Raw genomic sequence first — 21,717 nt, 5'->3', positions numbered from 1 at the left:
GCGGAGGTGTTTCAGCGACAGGTCTCCGAGAGGGGAGGACCACGATGTAGCTGCCGGGGACGGCCGGGGCGGGCGCGGTGAGGTCGCGTTCGACGGCGGCGAAGAACTCGCCCGCGGTGCGCTTGGCGACGCTGCCGAGCATCCGCTGCCCGACGCCGCCGACCATCCCGCCGACGACCGCCTCGGCGTCGTAGTCGATGCGGGTCGCGCCGTCGCCGTCCGACAGCCGGACGCGGACGGTCGCGTCGACCGTGCCCGGCGCGCCCTGGCCGCGCGCCCTCAGCACGAACGAGCGCGGCGGGTCGGGCTCGGCGAGCTCGACCTGGCCCACGTAGGTGCCCTGGATGGACGCGACGCCCGCGGTGACCGTCATCCGGTACGTGCCGGGGCCCGTCTCCTCCAGGGAGCGGCACCCCGGGATCGTGCGGGCGAGGACGGCCGGGTCCTGGAGGGCGTCCCAGACGCGGTCGAGCGGCGCGGCGACGCCGGCACTGCCGTTCAGCTGCATGTCCCGACTGTAGAGAACGCGGCGGCGGCGCCGAACGGCAACATCTGCCGAGTACACGCCGACGATTGGGCAATGCACCCTGACGGGCCCCGGAAATGATCGTATATGTCCGGCAGGTTCCGGTCGGGTGCGAACCCCGGCCGTTCGCCGCGCGTCAACCGATGCGACATCCACCACCCCCCACTGAACGGAGTACGCGGCCGATGCGAGGGAAGACGCCCGTGATCGCCATGGTGGCCGCCGGAGTGCTCGGCGCGGCCGCGGGCGGATGGCCCGTCGTCACCGCGCAGGCCGGCGACTCCGGACCGTCCACCCGGTCGCAGCTCGCCGCGGTCCTCGGCGACCAGCGGTGGCCGACGCCGAAGCCCGGCAGCTGGACGATGCCGAAGCCGGCCGCCAACGGCCTGCCGGCGGTCATCAGCCGCATCGAGACGCAGGAGCGCGTCGTCTTCCTCACCATCGACGACGGCTACACCTACGACTCGGAGTTCGTGAACCTCGTCCGCAAGGAGAAGGTTCCGATCATGACGTTCCTGACCTCCACCTACATCAAGGGGCAGGGCCAGTACTTCTGGGCGATGCGCAACGCCGGGTCGCCGATGGAGAACCACACGATCAGCCACCCCAACATGGCGACGCTCGGCGCCGAGGCGCAGAAGAAGGAGATCTGCGGCGCGTCCGACGCCATCCAGGCGCAGTACGGCCGCCGGCCCGAGGTCTTCCGGCCGCCGTTCGGCAGCTACAACCAGACCACGCTGCAGGTCGCCAAGCAGTGCGGCATCAAGTCGGTGCTGCTGTGGTCCGCGGAGTTCTACAACGGGACGACCGGCCCCGGCGTCGGGTTCAACGGGTTCGCGCGCGGCGACGGCGGCAAGGGGTTCAAGCCGGGCGACATCATCCTGATGCACTACCGCAAGGGCCTCGCCCAGGAGTTCCAGATGATCCTCGGCTGGATCAAGCAGGCCGGGTTCCGGCCCGCGGCCGTGGAGAACTACCTGCCGAAGTCGCTCGGCGGGAACGTCGCCGAGACCCCCGCCCACGGCTGATCCCCGGCTGCTGATTTCCGACCTTCCCGGAGGAATCCCGGTTACGGCGAGGGCCCAGGGGGTCCTTGACTAGGGTCAACTCGCTGGCGGGGCCGAGGTCCCCCGCTTCCCGAGCCGGTCCCGCCAGCATCAGCCGTCCCCGGGGCGGCGTCAGCCCGCCCGCACGCCCTCGCGGACGCGCAGCGACGCGTCGCCCTCGGCGCGCCGCCGCAGCGAGTAGAGGGCGTCCGGGGACAGCGGCATCGCGTCCACGCGGACGCCCTCCGCGTCCTCCACCGCCGACGCGATCACCGCCGACACCGGGATGACGCCCGCCTCCCCCGCGCCCTTGATGCCGAGCGGGTTCAGCGGCGACGGCGTCTCCAGATGGTCGGTCTCGATGCGCGGGATCTCCGTGGCGTACGGCATCAGGAAGTCCATGAACGACGCGTTCAGCAGCTGCCCCGACTCGTCGTAGACCATCCGCTCGTACAGCGCCCCGCCGATGCCCTGCGCGACGCCGCCGTGGATCTGCCCCTCGACCACCATCGGGTTGATGAGCCGCCCGCAGTCGTGCACCACCGCGTACCGCAGGATCGCGATCTCGGCGGTGTCCGGGTCGACCTCCACCACCGCGGCGTGCGCGCCCGCCGCGAACGTCGACCGGACGGGCGAGTAGTAGTCGCGCCCCTCCAGCCCCGGCTCGTCTCCGGCCGCGACCGGCGGCTCGGTGACCGGGCGGCCCACCGCGAACTGCGTCGCCGCCGCGGCCTCCGCGTCGAAGGCGTACCGCAGCGGGTTCGACAGCACCGCGACCGTCCGCAGCGGCACCGACGCCGACCGGTCGCCCCGCACGTGCACGACCCCGTCGGTGATGTCGAGGTCGCGCGGGTCGGCCTCCAGGGCCTCCCCCGCGATGCGCAGCGCCTTCCCGCGGACCTTCCGGCAGGCCAGCGCGATCGCGTTGCCGCTCATCACCGCCGCGCGGGACGCGAACGTCCCGACCGCGTACCCGAACCGCCGGGTGTCGCCGGTGGTGACGTGCACGTCCTCGATGGGGACGCCCAGCTCGGCGGCGGCGATCTGCGCGAACACCGTCTCGTGGCCCTGCCCCTGCGAGGTGAGGCCGGTCGACACGTGCACCCGCCCGGCGGTGTCGATCTCGACGTGGCCGCCCTCGTACGGGCCGACGCCCGTCCCCTCGACGTAGACGCCGAGGCCGATGCCGACCCGGCGGCCCCGGGCCGCGGCGGCGGCGCGCTCCCGCTCGAAGCCGTCCCAGCCGATCAGGTCGCGCGCCTTGCGGAGCAGCTCGGGGTAGTCGCCCGAGTCGTAGACGAGCGGGCGCCCGTCCTGGAAGGTGAGGCCCTGGTCGTAGGGGAACTCGTCGGGCCGGATGAAGTTCGCGGCGCGCACGTCGGCGCGGTCGCGGCCGAGGTGGCGGGCGATGCGGTCCATCGTCCGCTCCATGCAGAACACGCCCTGCGGGCGGCCCGCGCCCCGGTACGGGGTGACGATCAGCGTGTTGGTGTAGAGGCTGACGACCTCCGCCCGGTAGGCGCCGATCTTGTACGGGCCGAGGAGCTGGGTGGAGGTGACGATCGGGATGATGATCCCGTACGGGGTGTAGGCGCCGTGGTCGTGCCGGATCCGCACGTCCAGGCCGAGGACGCGGCCGTCGCCGTCGAACCCGACCCGCACGTCCTGGAGCTGGCCGCGCTCGTGCGCGGCGGACACGAAGTGCTCCCGCCGGTCCTCGGTCCACTTGATCTCGCGGTCCAGCAGCCGCGCCGCCCACGGGACGAGGACCTCCTCCGGCCACGGATGGACGATCTTCACGCCGAACCCGCCGCCGACGTCCGGCGCGACCACCTCGACCTTGCCGTTCGGCAGCCCGAGCCGCGCGGCGATCGCGGCGCGCACGCTCGTGGACGCCTGCGTGGACGAGTACACGCGCAGCGACCCGTCGTCGGCGTCCCACCGCGCGTAGACGCCGCGCCCCTCCAGCGGCATGGACGCGCTGCGCTCGATGGCGAGGCCGAACTCCAGCACGTGCGGCGCGGCGTCGATCGCGGCGCGGGCGTCGCCGTTCTCCTGGACGAGGACGGCCCCGACGTTGCCCGGCACGTCGTCGTGCACGAGGTGGTCGGCGCGGGTCGCCGCCTCGATGCCGACGACGGCGGGCAGCGGCTCGTACTCGACGCGGATGCGCTCGGCGGCGTCCTCGGCCAGGTACCGGTCGCGGGCGACGACCATGGCGACGGGCTCGCCGACGTGCCGGACGACGTCGCGCGCGAGCGGGTACCCGGTGCGGCCGTGCGTCAGCGCGGGGTGCGGGATGAGCAGCGGCAGCGGCTCGCCGATCCGGCCCGGCAGGTCCTCCCAGGTGTAGACGGCGACGAGGCCGTCCACGTCGAGCGCGCCGGACACGTCGATGTCGGTGATGCGGGCGTGCGCGTGCGGCGACCGGACGAACGCCGCCGCGAGCGCGTTCCGGCCGAGGTCGTCGAGGTAGCGGCCCTGGCCCGTGGTGAGCCGGGCGTCCTCGCGCCGCTCGACCCTTTCACCGAACACGCGCGTGCCCATTCACGACTCCCCTTCTTCGGCGGACGGAGCGAGCAGCTCGGCGGCGCGGTGCACCGACTTGACGATGTTCTGGTAGCCGGTGCAGCGGCACAGGTTCCCCGAGATCCCTTCGAGGACCTGCTCCTCGGTCGGGCGCGGCGTCTCCCGCAGCAGCGCCGTGACCGTGCAGAGGAAGCCGGGCGTGCAGAAGCCGCACTGCAGGCCGTGGCATTCGCGGAAGGCGCGCTGCACCGGCGACGGCGTGCCGTCCTCGGCGGCGAGCCCCTCGACGGTGGTGACCTCGTGCCCGGCGGCGGTGACGGCGAACATCAGGCACGACCGCACCGGCTCCCCGTCCAGCAGGACGGTGCAGCAGCCGCAGACGCCGTGCTCGCAGCCGACGTGCGTGCCGGTGAGCCCGAGGTCGTGCCGCAGCAGGTCCGACAGCAGCCGCCGGGCCGGGACGCTGGCCGTGCGGTGCGTGCCGTTGACGGTCAGCGCGACGTCGAAGCGCTCCTCCATCAGTCCCCCGCCTTCCGCGGCGCCTCCGCCTTCAGCAACGCCTCGGACGCCGCCGCGCGCAACGCCCGCTCGGTGAGCACGCCGGTCAGGTGCCGCCGGTAGTCGGCGCCGGCGTGGATGTCGGGTTCCGGGTCGATCCGGTCGCGGACGTGCGCGGCGGCGGCCGCCCAGTCGCCGTCCGGCCCGGCCGCGCCGGTCAGGTCGAACACCAGCGGGGTCGCCGCAATGCCGAGGTACCCGGCGCGGGCCGCGGCGACACGCAGGTCCCCGTCGAGGGTGACGACGGCGGCGACCCCGGCGAGCGCGTAGTCGCCGTGCCGCCGCGCCGTCTCGGTGAACGCGGTGCCCGTCCGGGGCGGCGCCGCCGGGAAGAACGCGGAGACGGCCAGCTCGCCCGGCGCCAGCGCCGACTCCAGCGGTCCGGCGAAGAATTCGGCGGCCGGGATGGTCCGGCGCCCCGCCGCCGACACCGCCTCGACCGTCCCGCCGAGGACGGCCAGCACGGCGGGCAGCTCGGCGGCGGGGTCGGCGTGCGCGAGGCTGCCGACGACCGTGCCCCGGTTGCGGATCACGGGGTGCGCGACGTGGCGGAGCGCCTGCCCGAGCAGCGGCTGGACGGCCGCCGCCTCCGCCGACCGCTCCACCCGCGCGTGCCGGGCGAGCGCGCCGACCCGGACGCCGCCGTCCTCCGCCCGCAGGGTGTCGAGCTCGCCGATCCGGTTGATGTCGACCAGGTCGGACGGCGCGGCGAGCCGCATGTTCAGCAGCGGGATGAGGCTCTGGCCGCCCGCGAGGACCTTGCCGCCCGGCGCGGCGGCCAGCGCGTCCAGGGCCTCGGCGACCGTGCCGGGCGCGTGGTAGCCGAACGGCGGCGGCTTCACGCGTCAGCCCGCGTCCGTGTTCGGGGCCGGGCGGACCGGGCCGCCGATCTCCTTCTCCGCGGGCGCGATGACGCCGCCGCCCGAGTCGTCCGGTCTGCGCAGCACGTTGAGGACGTGGTACCCGACCAGGACGGCGATCGTGCCGAGCGCGATGCCCTGGAGCGGGAAGTCGTCGGTGATCTGCAGCGTCACGTTCCCGATCGCCAGGATGATCGCGGCGGCGACCGGGACGAGGTTGACCGGGTCGGCGAAGTCGACCCGGTTCTCGATCCAGATCTTCGCGCCGAGCAGCCCGATCATCCCGTACAGCACGACGGTGATGCCGCCGAGGACGCCGCCCGGCGTCGCGGCGACGAGCGCGCCGAACTTGGGGCACAGCCCGAACAGCACCGCCACGATCGCGGCGACGTAGTAGGCGGCCGTCGAGTAGATCCGGGTCGCGGCCATGACGCCGATGTTCTCGGCGTAGGTGGTGGTGGGCGAGCCGCCGACCGCGCTGGCGAGGGTGGTGCCGATGCCGTCCGCGGTGATCGCGCGGCCGAGGACGGGGTTCAGGTCGTCGCCGGTCATCGCCGACACCGCCTTGACGTGCCCGGTGTTCTCCGCGATCAGCGCGATGACCGCGGGCAGCGCCAGCAGGATCGCGGAGGTCTTGAAGTCGGGGCCGTGCAGGCTCGGGAACCCGAACCAGTCGGCGGCCTTCACGCCCGAGAAGTCGACCCGCTCGTGCGGGAACGCGGTGGCGACGCAGTACGGGCCCTCCGCCGGGCATGCCTTGCCCGCCCCGTCCAGCAGGTTCTGCCCGGGAAGGACTGACGTGACCATGCCGGCGGTCTTGTCGAGAATCCACGAAAGGGCGTACCCGAACACGAGCGCCAGCAGGATCGTGATCCGCGCCCAGAACCCGCGCAGCAGCACCGCGGTCAGGACGGCGAACCCCAGCGTCGCCAGCGCGACCCACTGGTCCTGCGGCCAGTAGACGGTGGCGACCACCGGCGCCAGGTTGAAGCCGATCAGCATGACCACGGCGCCCGTCACCACCGGCGGGAACACCCGGTGGATGACCTCGCCGCCGGCGAAGTGGATCAGCACGCCGATCAGCGCGAGCACCGCGCCCGCGACGAGGATCGCGCCGGTCACGGTCGCGCTGTCGCCGCCCGCCGCGCGGATCGCCGCGACCGCGCCGACGAACGAGGCGCTCGTGCCGAGGTAGCTCGGCACCCGGCCGCCGACGATCAGCAGGAACAGCACCGTCGCGACCCCGGACATCATGATCGCGAGGTTGGGGTCCAGCCCCATCACCACGGGGAACACGAACGTGGCCCCGAACATCGCCACCACGTGCTGCGCGCCGATGCCGGCGGTCCGCGGCCACGACAGCCGCTCGTCCGGCCGGACGACCTCCCCGGGCGGCGGCGTGCGTCCGTCGCCGTGCAGCTTCCAGCCGATCACCATGCGGGGTTCCTCCTGCTCAGCCGAGCGCGTTCATGCGGGCAAGGTAGATCTACCCTGACAGGCGGGCATCGGCGACTTCTGCCAAACCCCGCCGCGCCGATTGAGAGGACCGGCCGGTGTGCGCCCCGGTGCACTACGCTCAGATACCGCGCATGCGCAGAACGTGCAGAGCGAGGGTGAGGTTGAGCCGCAGATGCGCGTCCTCCGTGAACGCCCCGAGCATCCGCTCCAGCTTGCCGATGCGGTACCGCAGCGTGTTGTAGTGGAAGTGCAGCCGGCGCGCCGTCTCGGCGACGTTGAGGTTGGTCTCCAGCAGCACCTGCAGCGTCCTGCGCAGGTCCACCAGCTCCGGCTCGTCGTCGGCGGCGAGGTCGCCGAGCGTCTCGCGGACGAACGCGTGCAGCTCGTCCGGGTCCGACACGAGGCTGAGCAGCCGGTACACGCCGAGCTGGTCGAAGTGCGCCCGCGCGCCCGCGCCGTTCAGCTGGCGGCCGACCCGGACGGCCTTCACAGCCTGCTCGTACGCCTCCGGCAGCGCCGAGGGGGACGCCACCGTCCGGCTGATGCCGGTGGAGAACGTCCGCCGCACCGGCAGGTGCTCGGCGAAGATCGACGAAGCCTCCTTCACCATCGCCTGCACCGGCCCGGCCGCCCATTCGGCGGGGTCGCCGCCGTCCGCGCCGACGACCGCGACGACCTCGTGCGCGAAGCTCGCGACCGCGGCGCCCTTGTCGTGCCGGCGGACGGCCGTCGTCCACGCGGCGGCGAGCCGCTCCTGCGCGGAGCGCTCCTCCGCGCCGCGGCCCCGGCCGTCCGGCTCGGCGGCCTTCGCGCGCCCCTTGCCCTCGGGCTCGGCGCCGCGCGGGCGGCCGTCCAGCTCGGCCACGACCACCATCATCGGGCGGTCCAGGTCCCAGCCGAACCCGCCGCAGTGCGCGACGACCCGGGCGTCCTCGCCGGCCCGCCCGGCGAGGATGTCGCGCAGGAAGTCGGCGCGGTACTTGCTCTCCACCGCCGCGACCGCCTGCTGCTTGGTCACCACCAGCGCCGCGACGGTCGCGGCGCGCTCCAGGATGCCGAGGTCGGTGCCGCGCAGCGTGCCGCCGGGGCTGAACGCGACGATCCGGCCGTGGTCGAAGCCGCCGGCCATCACCGGCACCACCAGGTGGTCGCCGGTGCCGTGCGCGCCGATGACGCCGCAGCCGCCGCGCCCGCAGGCGGCGTGCCGGCCCGCGTCGAACGCGCGCATCGCCTGGACGTGCTCGTCGGGCCCGGCGCCGGCGAGCACCCGCTGCTCGCCGTCCAGCACCACGACCGCCACGTCCAGCAGGGTCGCGACCTCGTCGACGACCTCCTGGAGGCCGCCGCCGCACAGCACGATCTGCACGAGCGCCCGGTGCACCTCCTCGGTGCGGGCGAGGACGGCCGCCTGCCGGTTCAGGATGTCGGTCAGGACCTGGTTCAGGATGTCGTCGAAGCCGACGTCGTTGGGGAGCAGGATCAGGGGGAAGCCGCGCCGGTCCGCCTGCGCGATCATCTCGGCGGGAAGGGAGTCGAGGTAGCGGCCCAGCTTGATGGCCAGGGCCGCGAGGCCGCGCTCGTCGAGGTCGGCGACCAGGTTGTCGAGCGACTGGGGGGTGTTGCGGAGGGGGTAGCCGGTGGTGAGGAGCAGCTCGTTCGGTTTGACCCACGACAGGATGTCGGGGACCTCCATCACGTTGAGCCGCTGGACGACGCGGTCGAGGCCGGCACGGCCGGCGATGAGGCGGGCGCCGTTGAGGGTGCTGACGCCGAGGACCTCGCCCACCGACAGGCCGTAGGTCAGTGTTCCGGTACTCGCGAGCCGCAGGGCCGGTGGGCCCGGATCGGCTGTGGTGTAGCTCATGCCAGGGGTCACCTCGCTTTTGGTGCGTACATCGTCCGTGACGACGTGATCGCTACCGGTTCCTGATCAAAAATGACAACAAAGACGAACGATGACAACCATCCTTGGCAGCTTTCTCCATACGACCGCCGCGGGGGCCGTTCTACCGTCGTCGCGAGGCCGGGCCGCCCGCGCGCCGGGCGGCCGCCGACACCGGCCTCGGGAGGATCCGTGACCGCCCTCGTCCGCGACCCCATCCCGCTCCCGGCCGGACCCCGGCGGCGGCCGCCCGCCGCCGGCGCCGCGAGCCTCGCGCTGCGCCCGCTGCTGGACCCGCCGCGCCGCGCGGCCCGCGTCATCGCCGTGTTCCCCTCGGCGGTGTACCTGGAGATGCGGGGCGGCCCCGAGCCGCGCGTGCTCGCCGTCGTCACCTCCGACGCCGGGCGGCTGCCGAACGCGGTGGTCGTCGTCGCGACGCGCCGCGAGCACCCGTTCCGGTCGGTCCGCGAGGGCGGGGACGCCCTCGTCGGCGAGGGCCGGGTGGAGGCGGACGGGCTGAGCGTGCGCGTCCGCCGCTGGTGGGACCCCTCGCCCGCGCTCGCGGTGCCGCACCCGGCCGCGCTCGCCCGCGGCGTCCGCGCGCTGGAGGCGGAGCTGGCCGCGGCCGGCGTGCTCGCCGCCGGCGAGCCGGTGCGCGGCGGCCTCGACGGGCATCCCGACCCCGGCGCGCTCGCGGCCGCGTGCGCGGCCGGCGACCTCGCGGGCGCGGTGGAGGCGGCCGAGCGGATCGTCGGCCTCGGGCCGGGGCTGACGCCGTCCGGCGACGACATCCTGTGCGGCGTGCTGGTCTCGCTGCGGCTGGTCGGCGGCGCCGTCCGGCACGGCGACGCGGCCGTGCGGCTGGCCGACTGGCTCGGCGCCGCCGTCACCGCCGACGCCGGCACCCGCACGACCGCGCTGGCCGCGACGCTGCTGCACTGCGCGGCGGCGGGCGGCGCCGGCGCCGAGGTCGCGGCCGTGCTGCGCTTCGTCGCGGGCCACGAACCACCGGGCGGCGCGGGCCAGGGCGCCGTCCGGCGGCTGCTGTCGATCGGGCACACCTCCGGCACCGACCTCGCGCACGGCGTCCTCGCGGGCTGCCGCGCCGCCCTCGCACTGACCGCGCCCGACGTCGTCGACGTTCCGAGGGTTCCTGCATGAGCGCAGCGAACCGGGGGGTGCGGGGGGTCGAACCTCCGCGGGGGGCGCGCATGAACGACTGGGTCGAGGTGCGGCGGGGCAGCTACCACGACTCGGTCACGCTCATGCGGGTCAGCCGGCGGCTGGCGGAGCGCCCCGGCGTCGCCGGGGCGATGGTGGCCATGGGCACCGAGCTGAACCGGGAGATGCTCGCGCGGATGGGCTTCGCCGTCCCGGACGGGACGGGCCCCGACGACCTGGTCGTGGCGATCCGGGCGGACGGCGGCGTCCTGGACGAGGCGCGGGAGGCGCTCGACGGGCTGCTGACCGAGGCGTCCCGGCCGCCGGCCGGCGGCGGGCTGCTCGGCACCCCGGAGCCGCCGCGCACGACCCGGTCGGCGGCGGCGGGCGCGGACGCGACCGTCGCGCTGCTGTCGGTGCCGGGCCCGCACGTGTTCCCCGAGGCGATGGACGCGCTCGACGCCGGCCTCAACGTGATGATCTTCAGCGACAACGTGCCGCTCGCCCAGGAGATCGCGCTGAAGGAGGCGGCGGCGCGGCGCGGCCTGATCGTGATGGGCCCCGACTGCGGGACCGCGGTGGTCGGCGGCGCGGGCCTCGGGTTCGCGAACGCGGTCCGGCCGGGGCCGGTGGGCGTCGTCGCGGCGTCCGGGACGGGCGCGCAGCAGCTGATGTGCCTGCTGGACGCGGCGGGCACCGGCGTGAGCCACGTGCTCGGCGTCGGCGGCCGCGACCTGTCGCCCGAGGTGAGCGGCCGGTCGGCGCTGTCGGCGCTCGCGGCGCTGGACGCCGACCCGGGCACCGAGCTGATCGTGCTGGTGTCCAAGCCGCCCGCGCCGCAGGTCCTCGACCTGATCCGGGAGGCGGCGCGGCGGCTGGACACCCCGGTGGTGTTCGCGCTGCCGGTGCCCGGCGAGGACGACCTGACCCGGGCCGCGGAGAAGGTGCTGACGGCCCTCGGCCGCGCCGTCCCGGAGTGGCCGCGCTGGACCGCGGCGCGGCGCCCCGCCGTGCCGCCCGGCCCGGCGGGCGCGCGGGCGCTGCGCGGGCTGTTCGCGGGCGGCACCCTGCGGGACGAGGCCGCGATGATCGCCGCGGCGGCGCTCGGCCGCGACCTGGAGGCGCGCGGCCACCGGTTCACCGACTTCGGCGACGACGCCTACACGCGGGGCCGCGCGCACCCCATGATCGACCCGGCGCTGCGGCTGGAGGCGCTGCGGGCCGAGGCCGCCGACCCGGCGTGCGGCGTCCTGCTGCTGGACGTGGTGCTCGGGTACGGCGCCGAGGCCGACCCGGCCGCCGCGCTCGCCCCGGCCGTCGCCGCCGCCGTCCGCGACCGGCCCGACCTCGCGGTCGTGGTGTCGCTGTGCGGGACGCCGGCCGACCCGCAGGGCCGCGACCGGCAGGCCGCGGCGCTGTGCGAGGCGGGCGCGGACGTGTTCGCCTCCAACGCGGCGGCCACCCGGCACGCCCTGCGCACCGTGGAAGGGGTTCCGGCATGACCGAGCAGCGGCTGGGCGGGCTGCTGACCCGCGAGCCGCGCGTCGTCACCGCCGGCGTGCGGGTGCTGGCGGACGCGCTCGCCGAGCAGGCCGTCCCGGTGCGGGCGGTCGACTGGCGGCCGCCGCCCGCCGGGACGGAGGCGGCGCTCGCCGCGGTGCTCGCCGACCCGGGCCACGCCGACGCCAACGCCCGCGCCGTGCGGCGGATGGTGACGGCCCGCCCCCACCTGGTGGACGTGCGCCCGGCGCGGGAGGTCCTCGGCCTGGAGCCGGGCACGTTCCTGCACGCGGGCCCGCCGCTGGAGTGGGAGCGCGCGTCCGGCCCGATGCGGGGCGCGCTCATCGGCGCGATGCTCCTCGAAGGGCTCGCCGAGACGCCGCTCGGCGCGCGGCACGCGCTGGAGCGCGGCGCGGCCGTCCTCGAACCGTGCCACCACCACGCGACCGTCGGTCCGATGGCGGGCGTCGTCAGCCCGTCGATGTGGATGTTCGTGGTGGAGGACGCCGAGCACGGCGGCACCGCCTACTGCTCCCTCAACGAGGGGCTCGGGAAGGTGCTGCGGTACGGCGCGTACGGGCCGGAGGTGATCGAGCGGCTGACGTGGATGGGCGAGGTGCTCGGCCCGGCGCTGCGGGCGGCCGTCCGGCGGCACGGCCCCCTCGACCTGGTGTCGGTCATCGCGCAGGCGCTGCAGATGGGCGACGAGCTGCACAACCGCAACCGCGCGGCGACGTCGCTGCTGCTGCGGGAGCTGGCGCCCGACCTCATCGCCGCCGAGGAGGTGCCCCGCGACCGGGCCGCCGAGGCGCTGCGGTTCGCGGCGGGCAACGACCACTTCTTCCTGAACGCGGGGATGGCGGCGGCGAAGGCGTGCGCGGACGCGGCGCGCGGCGTCCCCGGGTCGAGCCTGGTCACGGCGATGGCCCGCAACGGCACCGACTTCGGCATCCAGGTGTCGGGCACCGGCGACCGCTGGTTCACCGGCCCGGCGGGCGTCCCGGACGGCCTGTACCTCGGCGACTACGGCCCGGACGACGCCAACCCCGACATCGGCGACTCGGCGATCACCGAGACGGCCGGGACGGGCGGGTTCGCGCTGGCCGCCGCGCCCGCGATCGTCCGGTTCGTCGGCGGCGAGGTCCCGGACGCGGTCGCCGCGACCCAGCGGATGTACGAGATCACGGCGGCCGAGCACCCGGCGCTGCAGATCCCGCTGCTGTCGTTCCGCGGCACCCCCGTCGGCATCGACGCCGCGCGCGTCGTCCGCACCGGGATCCTGCCCGTCATCGACACCGGGATCGCGGGCCGGGAGGCCGGCACCGGGCAGGTCGGAGCGGGGCTCGTCGAACCGCCGCCGAACGTGTTCGCGGACGCCCTGCACGCCCTCGCGGAGATCGCGTAGCGGCGGTCCCAGGGGGTAGCGTCCCGGTCATGAGCGAGTCGATCACCGGAGAGCAGTACGCCCTGAGCGCCGGGCCGTACCAGGCCGTCGTCACCGAGTCGGGCGCCAGCCTGCGGGAGCTGACCCACGAGGGGCGCCCGCTGGTGCTGTCGCACGGCGCCGACGAGCCCGCCCCGGCCGCGTTCGGGCACCTGCTGGTCCCGTGGCCGAACCGGATCGACCGCGGCCGCTACGCCTACGGCGGCGCAGAGCACCAGCTGGACGTGTCCGAGCCCGAACGCGACTGCGCGATCCACGGCCTGGTCCGGTGGGCGTCCTGGCGGGCCGCCGAGCACGAGCCGCACCGGGTGCGGCTGACCCACCGCCTGCTCGCGACGGGCGGCTACCCGTTCCGCCTCGACCTGGAGGCCGAGTACACGCTGGACGCGGCGACCGGGCTGCACGTGCGGATGTCCGCCCGCAACCCCGGGACGAGGACCGCGCCGTACGGGCACGGCGCGCACCCCTACCTGACGGTCGGCGAGCCGATCGACGCCTGCACCGTCCACCTGCTCGCCGACCGGTACGTGCCGGTGGACGACCGGATGATCCCGTCGGGGCCGTCCGAGGACGTCACCGGCACCCGGTACGACCTGCGGACCGGGCCGCTGCTGAGCGACCGGCGGATCGACAACGCGTTCGCCGACCTGAACCGCGACGGCGACGGCCGCGTCTGGGTGGTGCTGTCGGGCGGCGGCCGGACGGTCCGGCTGTGGGCCGACGAGGCGCACCCGTGGATGGAGATCTACACCGCCGACAACGCGCCGACGCCGCGCGGCGGCCTCGGCGTCGAGCCGATGACGTGCCCGCCGAACGCGTTCGCGTCCGGCGAGGGCCTCGTGCACCTGGAGCCGGGCGCGGAGTTCCACGGCACGTGGGGCATCGTCGCGGGCGACTGATCGCGGCGGGACCGATCCGCCGCGAGCGGTTCCCCGGCGGGCGGCCGTTGGGGGATCATGGCGGGGTGAACCTCAGTGTGTCCTCGTTCGACGACCTGTCCGCGCGCATCGCCGCCGCCCGCGACGCGCACGGCGAGCGCTTCCCCGGCGGCGCGGAGGGCCGGCAGCCGGTGCACACCGTGTACGTGCCGGCCGACCGGTTCTCCCGCTCGACGCCCGCCGACTTCGGCGCGGAGGCGCTGCGGCTGCTGAACACGCACACGCCCGGCGCCGGGTCGTTCGGCGCCGCGTTCGGCCTCGACCCGGAGTTGGCCGGGCCGGTGCGGGAGCGGGTCGCGGCCAAGCTCGCCGCCGAGCCGGTCGAGGACGTCCGGATCGACTTCGAGGACGGCTACGGCGTGCGCCCGGACGCCGAGGAGGACGCGCACGTCGACCAGGTCGTGGAGGCCGTCGCCGCCGCGTACCAGGTGAAGGGCCTCCCCCACTACTGGGGGCTGCGGGTGAAGTCGTTCGCCGACGGCGGCCACGAGCGGGCGATGCGGACGCTGGACGGGTTCCTCACCGCGCTGCGCGACCGGCTCGGCCGGCTGCCCGGCGGGTTCACGATCACCTTCCCGAAGGTGCTGAGCGTGGAGCAGGTCCGGCTGTTCACCGAGTTCCTCGACCGGCTGGAGGGCGCGCTCGGGCTGCCGCAGGGCATCCTGCGGTTCGAGATCCAGGTCGAGACGCCGCAGTCGCTCATCGACCACGCGGAGGGGCGGGCCGGGCTCGGCGCGCTCGTCGAGGCCGCGCAGGGCCGCGTCACCGCCGCCCACTTCGGCGTGTTCGACTACACCGCCGCGCTGGGGCTGCCGCCGCACGAGCAGCGGCTCGACCATCCGGCCTGCGACTTCGCCCGCCACCTGATGCAGGTGTCGCTCGCCGGCACCGGGGTGCGGCTGTCGGACGGCTCCACCAACGTCGTCCCGCGCAACGACGGGCCGGACGAGGTCAACGCGGCGTGGGCGGCGCACGCGGCGCACGTCAGGCACTCGCTGGCGCACGGCTTCTACCAGGGCTGGGACCTGCACCCCGCGCACCTGCCGAGCCGGTACGCGGCGGTGTACGCGTTCCATCTGACCGGCGCCGACGAGGTCATCGGGCGGGTCCGGGCGTGGCACGAGCAGGCGGCGGCCGGCGCGAGCGGCTTCCTGGACGAGCCCGCCACGATCAAGGCGCTCACGGCCCGGCTGCGCCGCGCGGTCGACTGCGGCGCGCTGGACGAGAGCGTCCTCCCGGCGTCCTAGGGGCGCCTCCAGAGCGGGCCGACGGCGTTCATGAGGGCGCGGAGCTGCTCCTCCTCGTAGGCGAAGTGGGCGTCGAGTTCGGCGGTCATCCGGTCGAGCTCCGCGCGGACGCGGCCGGGGTCGCGGGAGCCGGGGTCGTCCAGCATGGCCTGGAGCCGCAGCCGGTTCGCGGTGACGGCGACGTGCTCGCGGCGCAGCCTGCCGATCACCGGGGCGAGGCCGGGGAACTCGGCCTCCAGGCGGGGGAAGGCGCGCCCCTCCTCGTTGTCGTGGTGCTCGCCGAGGACGCCGCAGACGGAGACGCAGTGCTCGCGGAGCTGCCGCGCGAGGTCGGGGACGTCGCGGGAGCCGGCGTAGAAGGCGTCCACGTCGGCGCGCAGGTCCGCCAGGCGGGCGCGCAGGTCGTCGTGGATCTTGATCAGCTCGTCGCCGATGGCGGCGCCCCGTCCTTCCAGGTGGCCGCGGTGGACGGCGACGACCGGGATGACGCGGCTCGTCTGCCGCTGGTACTCGGCGTAGGCGGGGACGCGTTCGCCCTGCAGCGCGTAGAGCCGGTCGCGTTCCTCGCCCTCGACGGGCAGCGCGACGCCTTCGAAGGTCTCGGTGCCGACCTCGACGGTGACGCGGGGGTCGGCGCGGACGTTGTGGTACCAGGCCGGGTCGTGCGGCTGCCCCGCGTTGGAGGCGAACACGAGGAGCCGGTCGCCGTCCGCCATGTAGCCGAGCGGTGTGGTGCGGGGTTCGCCGGTCTTCCTGCCGGTGCTGGTGAGCAGGAGCAGGTCGGCGCCCTCGAAGGGGCCGCCGACCCGCCCGCCGTTGCCCCGGAACTCCTCGATGACCTGCCGGTTCCAGTCGCTCATGGACGCGGCCTCCTATCCTGGACGCGATCAGCGCCGCATTTGCTTTGATAGCAAAGCTATTTTGGAAGCAGAGCCAATGTCAACCGAAGAGAGCGCCGGGCCGGACGTCGACGACGGCATCCGGACGATGCTGCTGCTGATGCCGCGGCTGGTCTCCGCGGCCAAGAAGATCAAGGTGCCGGCCGAGCTGGCCTCCTTCGACCTCGCGCCCCGGCACCTGTCGCTGCTCGCCTACCTGCTGTTCGACGGCCCGCTGACGGTGAACGCCCTCGCCGCGCGGCTGGAGGTGGCGCCCGCGACGGTGAGCCTGATGGTCGGCGACCTCAGCCGGCAGGGCATCCTGCTGCGCCGCGAGGACCCCGCCGACCGGCGCCGCACCATCGTCAGCGTCGCCGACGAGCACCTGCCCGCCATCAACGGGTGGCTCGGCCGGGGCGCCGGCGCCTGGCGCGCCGCCCTGGAGCCGCTCACGCCCGCGCAGCGCCGGCTGTTCATCGACACGCTGCTCGCCTACGAGCGCGCGGTCACCGAGGCTCGCGGCGGTTGAAGGCCGCCAGGTCCTCCGGCGTGTCGATGTCGTCGGGCGCGGCGACGTCGTCGCACGGCACCGCGGTGACCAGCTCCGGATGGGCGCGCAGGTAGCCGCGCGCGCCCCGGTCGCCGACCGCCGCCTCCGCGACGCCCGCGAAGTGCTCCGCGCTCAGCAGCGCCGGGTTGCGCGGCGCTCCCCCGTAGGTGGCGACCGCGATCCCGGCGCCCGCCTCGTACGCGGCGACGAGCCGCCGCACCGCGGCCGGGGTGACGAGCGGCTGGTCGACGAGCGCGACCACCACCGCCGGGCAGCCGGGCGGCAGCGCGGCCAGGCCGGTGCGCAGCGACGAGCCCATGCCGTCGCGCCAGCCGGGGTTGGGGACGACGACGGCGCCGATCACCTCGATCTGCGCCGCGCCCGCCACCACCAGGACCGGGGTGCAGCCCCCGTCCCGCAGCGTGCGGACGCTGCGGTCGACGAGGCGCTCGCCGTCCAGCTCCAGGGTCGCCTTGGGGCGCCCGAGCCGGCTGCCCTCCCCCGCCGCGAGCAGCAGGCCCGCCGGGGACTCCGCGCGGTGCAACGTCATCCCGCGAGGGTAGTGCCGTCAGGGCGCGTCGGCGTGGATGCGGCCGCTGGTGTCGGTGAGCGGCCGCCCCGAGCCGCCCCAGCGGAGCTGGACCAGCTCCGCCGCGATCGACACCGCCGTCTCCTCCGGCGTCCGCGCGCCGAGGTCGAGGCCGATCGGCGAGCGCAGCCGCCCCAGCTCGGCCTCGGTCAGCCCCGCCTCCCGCAGCCGGGCGAGCCGGTCGTCATGGGTGCGGCGCGAGCCCATCGCGCCGATGTAGCCGGCGTCCGTGCGCAGCGCCACCTCCAGGAGCGGCACGTCGAACTTGGGGTCGTGGGTCAGCACGCAGATCGCGGTGCGCTCGTCGATGGTGCCGCGCTCCTCCTCCAGGAACTTGTGCGGCCACTTCACCACGACCTCGTCGGCCTCGGGGAACCGCTTCGGCGTCGCGAACACCGGCCGCGCGTCGCAGACCGTCACCCGGTAGCCGAGGAACGCGCCGACCCGCGCGACGGCCGCCGCGAAGTCGATCGCGCCGAACACCAGCAGCCGCGGCGGCGGCGCGAACGAGTGGACGAAGACCGACAGGTCGTCCAGCCGCCGCTCCCCCCCCGGCCCGTAGTGCCGCTGCCCGGTGAGGCCCTGCGCGAGCATCCCGCGCGCGTCGTCGTCGACCGCCGCGTCCAGGCGCGCGGCGTGCGGCTCGCCCGGCGCGAGCGAGCCGGAGGCACGGTCGGCCCACACGACGCGGCGGGCGCCGATCCGGCCGGGCCCGGCGACGACGGTGGCGACCGCGACCGGCTCGTGCCGCTCGATCGCCGCCGCGACCTCGGCGAACTCGGGGAACGTGGCGGGGCCGACCGGCTCCACCAGCACGTCCAGGATGCCGCCGCAGGTCAGCCCGACCGCGAAGGCGTCGTCGTCGCTCACCCCGTACCGCTGCACGACCGGCACGCCCGTCTCCAGCACCGACTGCGCCAGCTCGTAGACGGCGCCCTCCACGCAGCCGCCGGACACGCTGCCCGCCACCTCCCCGCCCGGCGACACCGCCATCGCGGCGCCCGGCGGGCGCGGCGCGCTGCGGAAGGTGTGCACGACGGTCGCGAGACCGAACGTCTCGCCGGACGCGTACCAGCCGGCGATGTCGCCGAGCACGTCACGCATGAGCGCTCCCCTTTCCCGCGGTGCCCGCGACGATGCGGGCCAGTTCCTCCAGCGCCGCCAGGCTGTGCCCGGAGGTGAAGTCGTCGACGTGCGGCAGCGCCGCCGCCATCCCCGCCGTCAGCGGCTCGTACCCGGGCCGCGCCTTGTGCGGGTTCGCCCACACGACCCGGTGCGCGAGCCGGCTCAGCCGCGCCATCTGGTCGCCGAGCAGCGCCGCGTCGCCGCGCTCCCAGCCGTCGGAGGCGATCACCACGACCGCGCCGCGGGCCAGGCCGCGCTGCCCGAACCGGTCGAGGAACTCCTTCAGCTCCTCGCCCAGCCGGGTGCCGCCGCTCCAGTCCGGGATGGCGGCGGACGCCGCCGCCATCGCCGCGTCCGCGTCGCGGTGCCGCAGCTCCCGGGTGAGGCGGGTGAGCCGCGTCCCGGCGCTGAACACCTCCACGCTCCGTCCGCCGGCCCGCGCGGCGGCGTGCGCGAACCGCAGCAGCGCGTCCGCGTACGGGCTCATCGACCCGCTGACGTCCACGATCAGCACGACGCGGCGCGGCCGGGTGCGGTGCGTCCGGTGCCGCAGCAGGGCCGTCTCGCCGCCGCGCCGCAGCGTCTCGCGGACCGTCCGGGCCGGGTCGAGCCGCCCCGAGGACGCGGGCGTGAACCGGCGCGACCTGCGCCGCTGGCCCCCCGCGTCCAGCAGCGCGATGAGCCGGGCGACCTCGGCGCGCTCGGCGGCGCTCAGCCGCGCCACGTCCCGGTCGCGGAGCACCTCGGCCTCGCTGGCCGTGGCCGTCGTCAGGTCGCCGTCCTCCTCCGCGCCGCCCCGCGCGCCCGCGTCCGGCACCGCCATCCGGCGGACGACCACGGGCGGCGGCGTCCGCCGGCCCGGCCGCGCCGTCGCGCCGGAGAAGTACGCGGCGAAGCACCGGTCGTAGCGGCGGAGGTCGTCGGGGTCGGCGCACAGCGTCAGCCGGCCCGCCCAGTACACGTCGTTCGGGTTCAGGACGTCGAGGTGGTCGAGCGCCGCCAGCATCGCCTGGACGCGCTCGGGGTCGGCGGCGCCGCCCGCCGCGCGCAGCGTCCGGGCGAACCCGACCAGGGTCTCGGTGACGTCCCGCCGCACGGCTCAGCCCCCGTTGAGCAGGGCCTCGAGCCCGCCGCCGAGGAGGCGCTGCTGGTCCTCGCGGTACTTGAGCACGGCGCCGAGCGTGACCGCCGCCGACGCCGGGTCGAGCTCGCGGACGCCGAGCGCCACCAGGGCCTCGGTCCAGTCGAGGGTCTCGGCGACGCCGGGCGGCTTCAGCAGCCCGGCCTCGCGCATCCGCTGCGCGGCGCGGGCGACCTGCCCGGCGAGCCGCTCGGCCGCGTCCGGCAGCCGCCGCCTGATGATCGCGACCTCGCGGTCGAACGACGGGTGCTCCAGCCAGTGGTACAGGCAGCGCCGCTTGAGCGCGTCGTGCACCTCGCGGGTGCGGTTGGAGGTGACCACGACGACCGGCGGGCGCTCGGCGCGGATCGTGCCGAGCTCCGGGACGGTGATCGTGAAGTCGCTGAGGACCTCCAGCAGGAACGCCTCGAACTCGTCGTCGGCGCGGTCGAGCTCGTCCACCAGCAGGACGCTCGGCGCGGTCTCCAGCGCCCGCAGCAGCGGCCTGGCCAGCAGGAACCGCCGGTCGTACAGCTCGCCCTCCAGCCGCGACACGTCGCTCACGCCCGCCGCCTCGGCGGCGCGCAGGTGCAGCAGCTGGCGCGGGAAGTCCCAGTCGTAGAGGGCCTGGGAGGCGTCCAGGCCCTCGTAGCACTGCAGCCGGATCAGCGGCGCGCCGAGGCCCCGCGCGAGCGTCTTGGCCAGCTCGGTCTTGCCGACGCCGGCCTCGCCCTCCAGGAACAGCGGCCGGCCCATCCGCAGCGCGAGGAAGCACGCCGTGGCGAGCCCCTCGTCGCACAGGTAGGCGTGCCGGTCGAGCAGGCCCGCGAGTTCCGCGGGCGATCCGACCCGGTCCATGGTCATCGACGCCGTCTCCCCCACGGCATCGAGGCTACTCGGCGGGAGACGCAAGTCACATGGCCCGCGCTCTTGCGTTTTCGCGGCCGTCTCCGCCGCCGGACAATTCATATGAAATAGGTAGGGAAAGTTGACTTTGCGGGCGCCGCCCGCGAGCATCGGACCATGCGATCCGGTAACCGGAAGGAACCCGACCTCACCGACGAGGGGGCCTACGAGCACGTCCGCGCGCTGTCCCGGCGGGGCATGCTGCGCCTGTCGGCCGGCGCCGGCGCCGCGCTCGCCGTCCCCGCCGCCGTCCCCGCCGCCGTGGCGCCGCCCGCCGCCGCCGACGGCGCCACGGGAATCGTGAAACCGCTGCCCCCCGAGCTGTTCATCCCGCACGGCACCAACGCCGAGATGCGGTGGGATGCCATGCGCGGCCAGGGCCTGCTCACCCCCGCCGACCGGTTCTTCGTCCGCAACCACGTCGCCACACCGCTCATCGACGCGCGCACCTGGCGGCTCAAGCTCTGGGGAACCGGGCTGCACGGCTCCCCCGCCGAGGACCGCCCTCGCGAGTTCTCCTACGGCGACCTGCTCCGGCTGCCCGCCGAGACCATCACGGCCTTCATCGAATGCACCGGCAACGCGCGCGGGTTCTACGCCTCCCAGCAGGGCCAGCAGGTCTCCGGGACGCCCTGGAAGCTCGGCGCGGTCGGCGTCGCGCGCTGGCGCGGAGTCCGGCTCTCGACCGTGCTGAGGCTCGCAGGTCTTACCCGTGAGGCCGTGGACATCCTGCCGCGCGGGTTGGACGCTGACTATGTGGACAAGGGCGAGAACCTCGGCCGCGTGCGGCGTCCCCTCCCCGTCGCCAAGGCGATGAAGGACGTCCTGCTCGCCTACGAGATGAACGGCGCCCCGCTGCCGCCCGACCACGGGTACCCCGTCCGGCTGGTCGTGCCGTCCTGGACGGGGATCGCGTCCATCAAGTGGCTCGGCGACGTCCAGGTGGCCGCCGAACCGCTGTTCTCCCCGTGGAACACCCGCTTCTACCGGCTCTTCGGGCCCGGCTACCCGGCGGAGGGGTCGCCGCCGCTGACCCGCATGAACGTCAAGTCGGCCTTCGAGCTGCCCTGGGAGGCGCCGCTTCCGTCCGGGCCGCAGGTCCTGCGCGGCCGGTCCTGGTCGGGCACCGGCCGGATCCGGCGCACCGAGGTCAGCGTGGACGGCGGCGCGACCTGGCGCCGCGCCCGCCTCCTCGACCGCCCCGACCCGCGCGGCTGGACGCGCTGGGAGTTCCCCTGGAGGCCGCACGCCTCCGGACGCCACGAACTGCTGGCCCGCGCCACCGACGAGACCGGCACGTCCCAGCCCTTCAACGCCCCCTACAACACCCTCGGCTACCTGTTCGGCGCCGTCGTACGGCTGGCTCTTATACACATCTCCGAGCCCACGAGACCCTAAGA

The 21,717-nt window shown here is 75.2% G+C and carries 19 protein-coding genes; 8 read left to right on the top strand and 11 right to left on the bottom strand.

The features are described 5' to 3' along the window. The coding region (locus ETD96_RS17855) for an SRPBCC family protein (protein WP_138637588.1) at positions 1–508 on the bottom strand (508 nt) is incomplete at its 3' end. A gap of 203 nt (positions 509–711) precedes the next feature. Here ETD96_RS17855 and ETD96_RS17850 point away from each other — a divergent pair. Next, positions 712–1,554, top strand: a complete 843-nt coding sequence (locus tag ETD96_RS17850) for a polysaccharide deacetylase family protein (RefSeq protein ID WP_138637587.1) — start codon at positions 712–714, stop codon at positions 1,552–1,554. A 150-nt stretch (positions 1,555–1,704) separates the two neighbouring features. Here the strand turns inward: ETD96_RS17850 and cutA are convergent, their stop codons facing one another. The 5 genes from cutA to ETD96_RS17825 form a co-directional block, all read right to left on the bottom strand. Continuing rightward, complete coding sequence (cutA, locus tag ETD96_RS17845) at positions 1,705–4,119, bottom strand: aerobic carbon-monoxide dehydrogenase large subunit (RefSeq protein ID WP_138637586.1); 2,415 nt, start codon at positions 4,117–4,119, stop codon at positions 1,705–1,707. Then, on the bottom strand, positions 4,120–4,620 hold the full coding sequence (locus ETD96_RS17840; protein WP_138637585.1) for a (2Fe-2S)-binding protein: 501 nt from the start codon (positions 4,618–4,620) through the stop codon (positions 4,120–4,122). Then, a complete protein-coding gene (locus tag ETD96_RS17835) occupies positions 4,620–5,501 on the bottom strand; it encodes an FAD binding domain-containing protein (RefSeq protein ID WP_138637584.1) in 882 nt (293 codons plus the stop codon). The genes ETD96_RS17840 and ETD96_RS17835 overlap by 1 nt, the downstream gene beginning before the upstream one ends. A 3-nt stretch (positions 5,502–5,504) precedes the next feature. Further along, positions 5,505–6,956, bottom strand: a complete 1,452-nt coding sequence (locus ETD96_RS17830) for a uracil-xanthine permease family protein (RefSeq protein ID WP_138637583.1) — start codon at positions 6,954–6,956, stop codon at positions 5,505–5,507. Positions 6,957–7,095: 139 nt separating this feature from the next. Next, on the bottom strand, positions 7,096–8,841 hold the full coding sequence (locus tag ETD96_RS17825) for a PucR family transcriptional regulator (RefSeq protein ID WP_138637582.1): 1,746 nt from the start codon (positions 8,839–8,841) through the stop codon (positions 7,096–7,098). 210 nt (positions 8,842–9,051) lie between these two features. Between ETD96_RS17825 and ETD96_RS17820 the strand changes: the two genes are divergently transcribed. The 5 genes from ETD96_RS17820 to ETD96_RS17800 all read left to right on the top strand — a co-directional run bounded on the left by ETD96_RS17820 (position 9,052) and on the right by ETD96_RS17800 (position 15,149). After that, a complete protein-coding gene (locus ETD96_RS17820; RefSeq protein ID WP_240807780.1) occupies positions 9,052–10,020 on the top strand; it encodes an oxamate carbamoyltransferase subunit AllH family protein in 969 nt (322 codons plus the stop codon). Positions 10,021–10,070: 50 nt separating this feature from the next. Then, on the top strand, positions 10,071–11,522 hold the full coding sequence (locus ETD96_RS17815; RefSeq protein WP_138637580.1) for an FdrA family protein: 1,452 nt from the start codon (positions 10,071–10,073) through the stop codon (positions 11,520–11,522). Further along, positions 11,519–12,925 (top strand): YlbE family protein, encoded by a 1,407-nt coding sequence (locus ETD96_RS17810; protein ID WP_138637579.1) that lies wholly within the window; start codon positions 11,519–11,521, stop codon positions 12,923–12,925. Before ETD96_RS17815 ends, ETD96_RS17810 begins: the two co-directional genes overlap by 4 nt. Positions 12,926–12,954: 29 nt before the next feature. Then, positions 12,955–13,863 (top strand): aldose 1-epimerase family protein, encoded by a 909-nt coding sequence (locus tag ETD96_RS17805; RefSeq protein WP_138637578.1) that lies wholly within the window; start codon positions 12,955–12,957, stop codon positions 13,861–13,863. 65 nt (positions 13,864–13,928) lie between these two features. Next, a complete protein-coding gene (locus ETD96_RS17800; RefSeq protein ID WP_138637577.1) occupies positions 13,929–15,149 on the top strand; it encodes a DUF6986 family protein in 1,221 nt (406 codons plus the stop codon). Here the strand turns inward: ETD96_RS17800 and ETD96_RS17795 are convergent. Further along, positions 15,146–16,009 carry a nitroreductase/quinone reductase family protein gene (locus ETD96_RS17795; protein WP_138637576.1) on the bottom strand — a complete coding sequence of 288 codons (864 nt, stop codon included), beginning with the start codon at positions 16,007–16,009 and terminating at the stop codon, positions 15,146–15,148. The two genes, ETD96_RS17800 and ETD96_RS17795, sit on opposite strands and share 4 nt — an antisense overlap. Before the next feature lie 76 nt (positions 16,010–16,085). Between ETD96_RS17795 and ETD96_RS17790 the strand changes: the two genes are divergently transcribed. Further along, positions 16,086–16,556: a MarR family winged helix-turn-helix transcriptional regulator gene (locus ETD96_RS17790; RefSeq protein ID WP_138637575.1), complete on the top strand. Its 471-nt coding sequence runs from the start codon at positions 16,086–16,088 to the stop codon at positions 16,554–16,556. Here ETD96_RS17790 and ETD96_RS17785 read toward each other — a convergent pair. The 4 genes from ETD96_RS17785 to ETD96_RS17770 are packed head-to-tail and all read right to left on the bottom strand — an operon-like array spanning position 16,534 to position 20,293. After that, a complete protein-coding gene (locus ETD96_RS17785) occupies positions 16,534–17,127 on the bottom strand; it encodes a nucleotidyltransferase family protein (RefSeq protein WP_138637574.1) in 594 nt (197 codons plus the stop codon). The two genes, ETD96_RS17790 and ETD96_RS17785, sit on opposite strands and share 23 nt — an antisense overlap. Positions 17,128–17,145: 18 nt before the next feature. Beyond that, entirely contained in the window at positions 17,146–18,270 is a 1,125-nt protein-coding gene (locus ETD96_RS17780; RefSeq protein WP_138637573.1) for an XdhC family protein, read from the bottom strand. After that, positions 18,263–19,387: a vWA domain-containing protein gene (locus tag ETD96_RS17775; protein ID WP_240807778.1), complete on the bottom strand. Its 1,125-nt coding sequence runs from the start codon at positions 19,385–19,387 to the stop codon at positions 18,263–18,265. Before ETD96_RS17775 ends, ETD96_RS17780 begins: the two co-directional genes overlap by 8 nt. A 3-nt stretch (positions 19,388–19,390) precedes the next feature. After that, on the bottom strand, positions 19,391–20,293 hold the full coding sequence (locus tag ETD96_RS17770) for an AAA family ATPase (protein ID WP_435818088.1): 903 nt from the start codon (positions 20,291–20,293) through the stop codon (positions 19,391–19,393). A gap of 141 nt (positions 20,294–20,434) precedes the next feature. On the opposite strand from ETD96_RS17770, the gene ETD96_RS17765 reads away from it, so the two are divergent. Next, complete coding sequence (locus ETD96_RS17765; protein WP_138637571.1) at positions 20,435–21,715, top strand: sulfite oxidase; 1,281 nt, start codon at positions 20,435–20,437, stop codon at positions 21,713–21,715. Positions 21,716–21,717: the final 2 nt, after the last annotated feature.

Source organism: Actinomadura geliboluensis (genome assembly GCF_005889745.1).
Lineage (GTDB): Bacteria > Actinomycetota > Actinomycetes > Streptosporangiales > Streptosporangiaceae > Spirillospora > Spirillospora geliboluensis.
The sequence above is the reverse complement of the archived record's forward strand: the minus strand, read 5'-3'. Positions and strand labels throughout refer to the sequence as shown.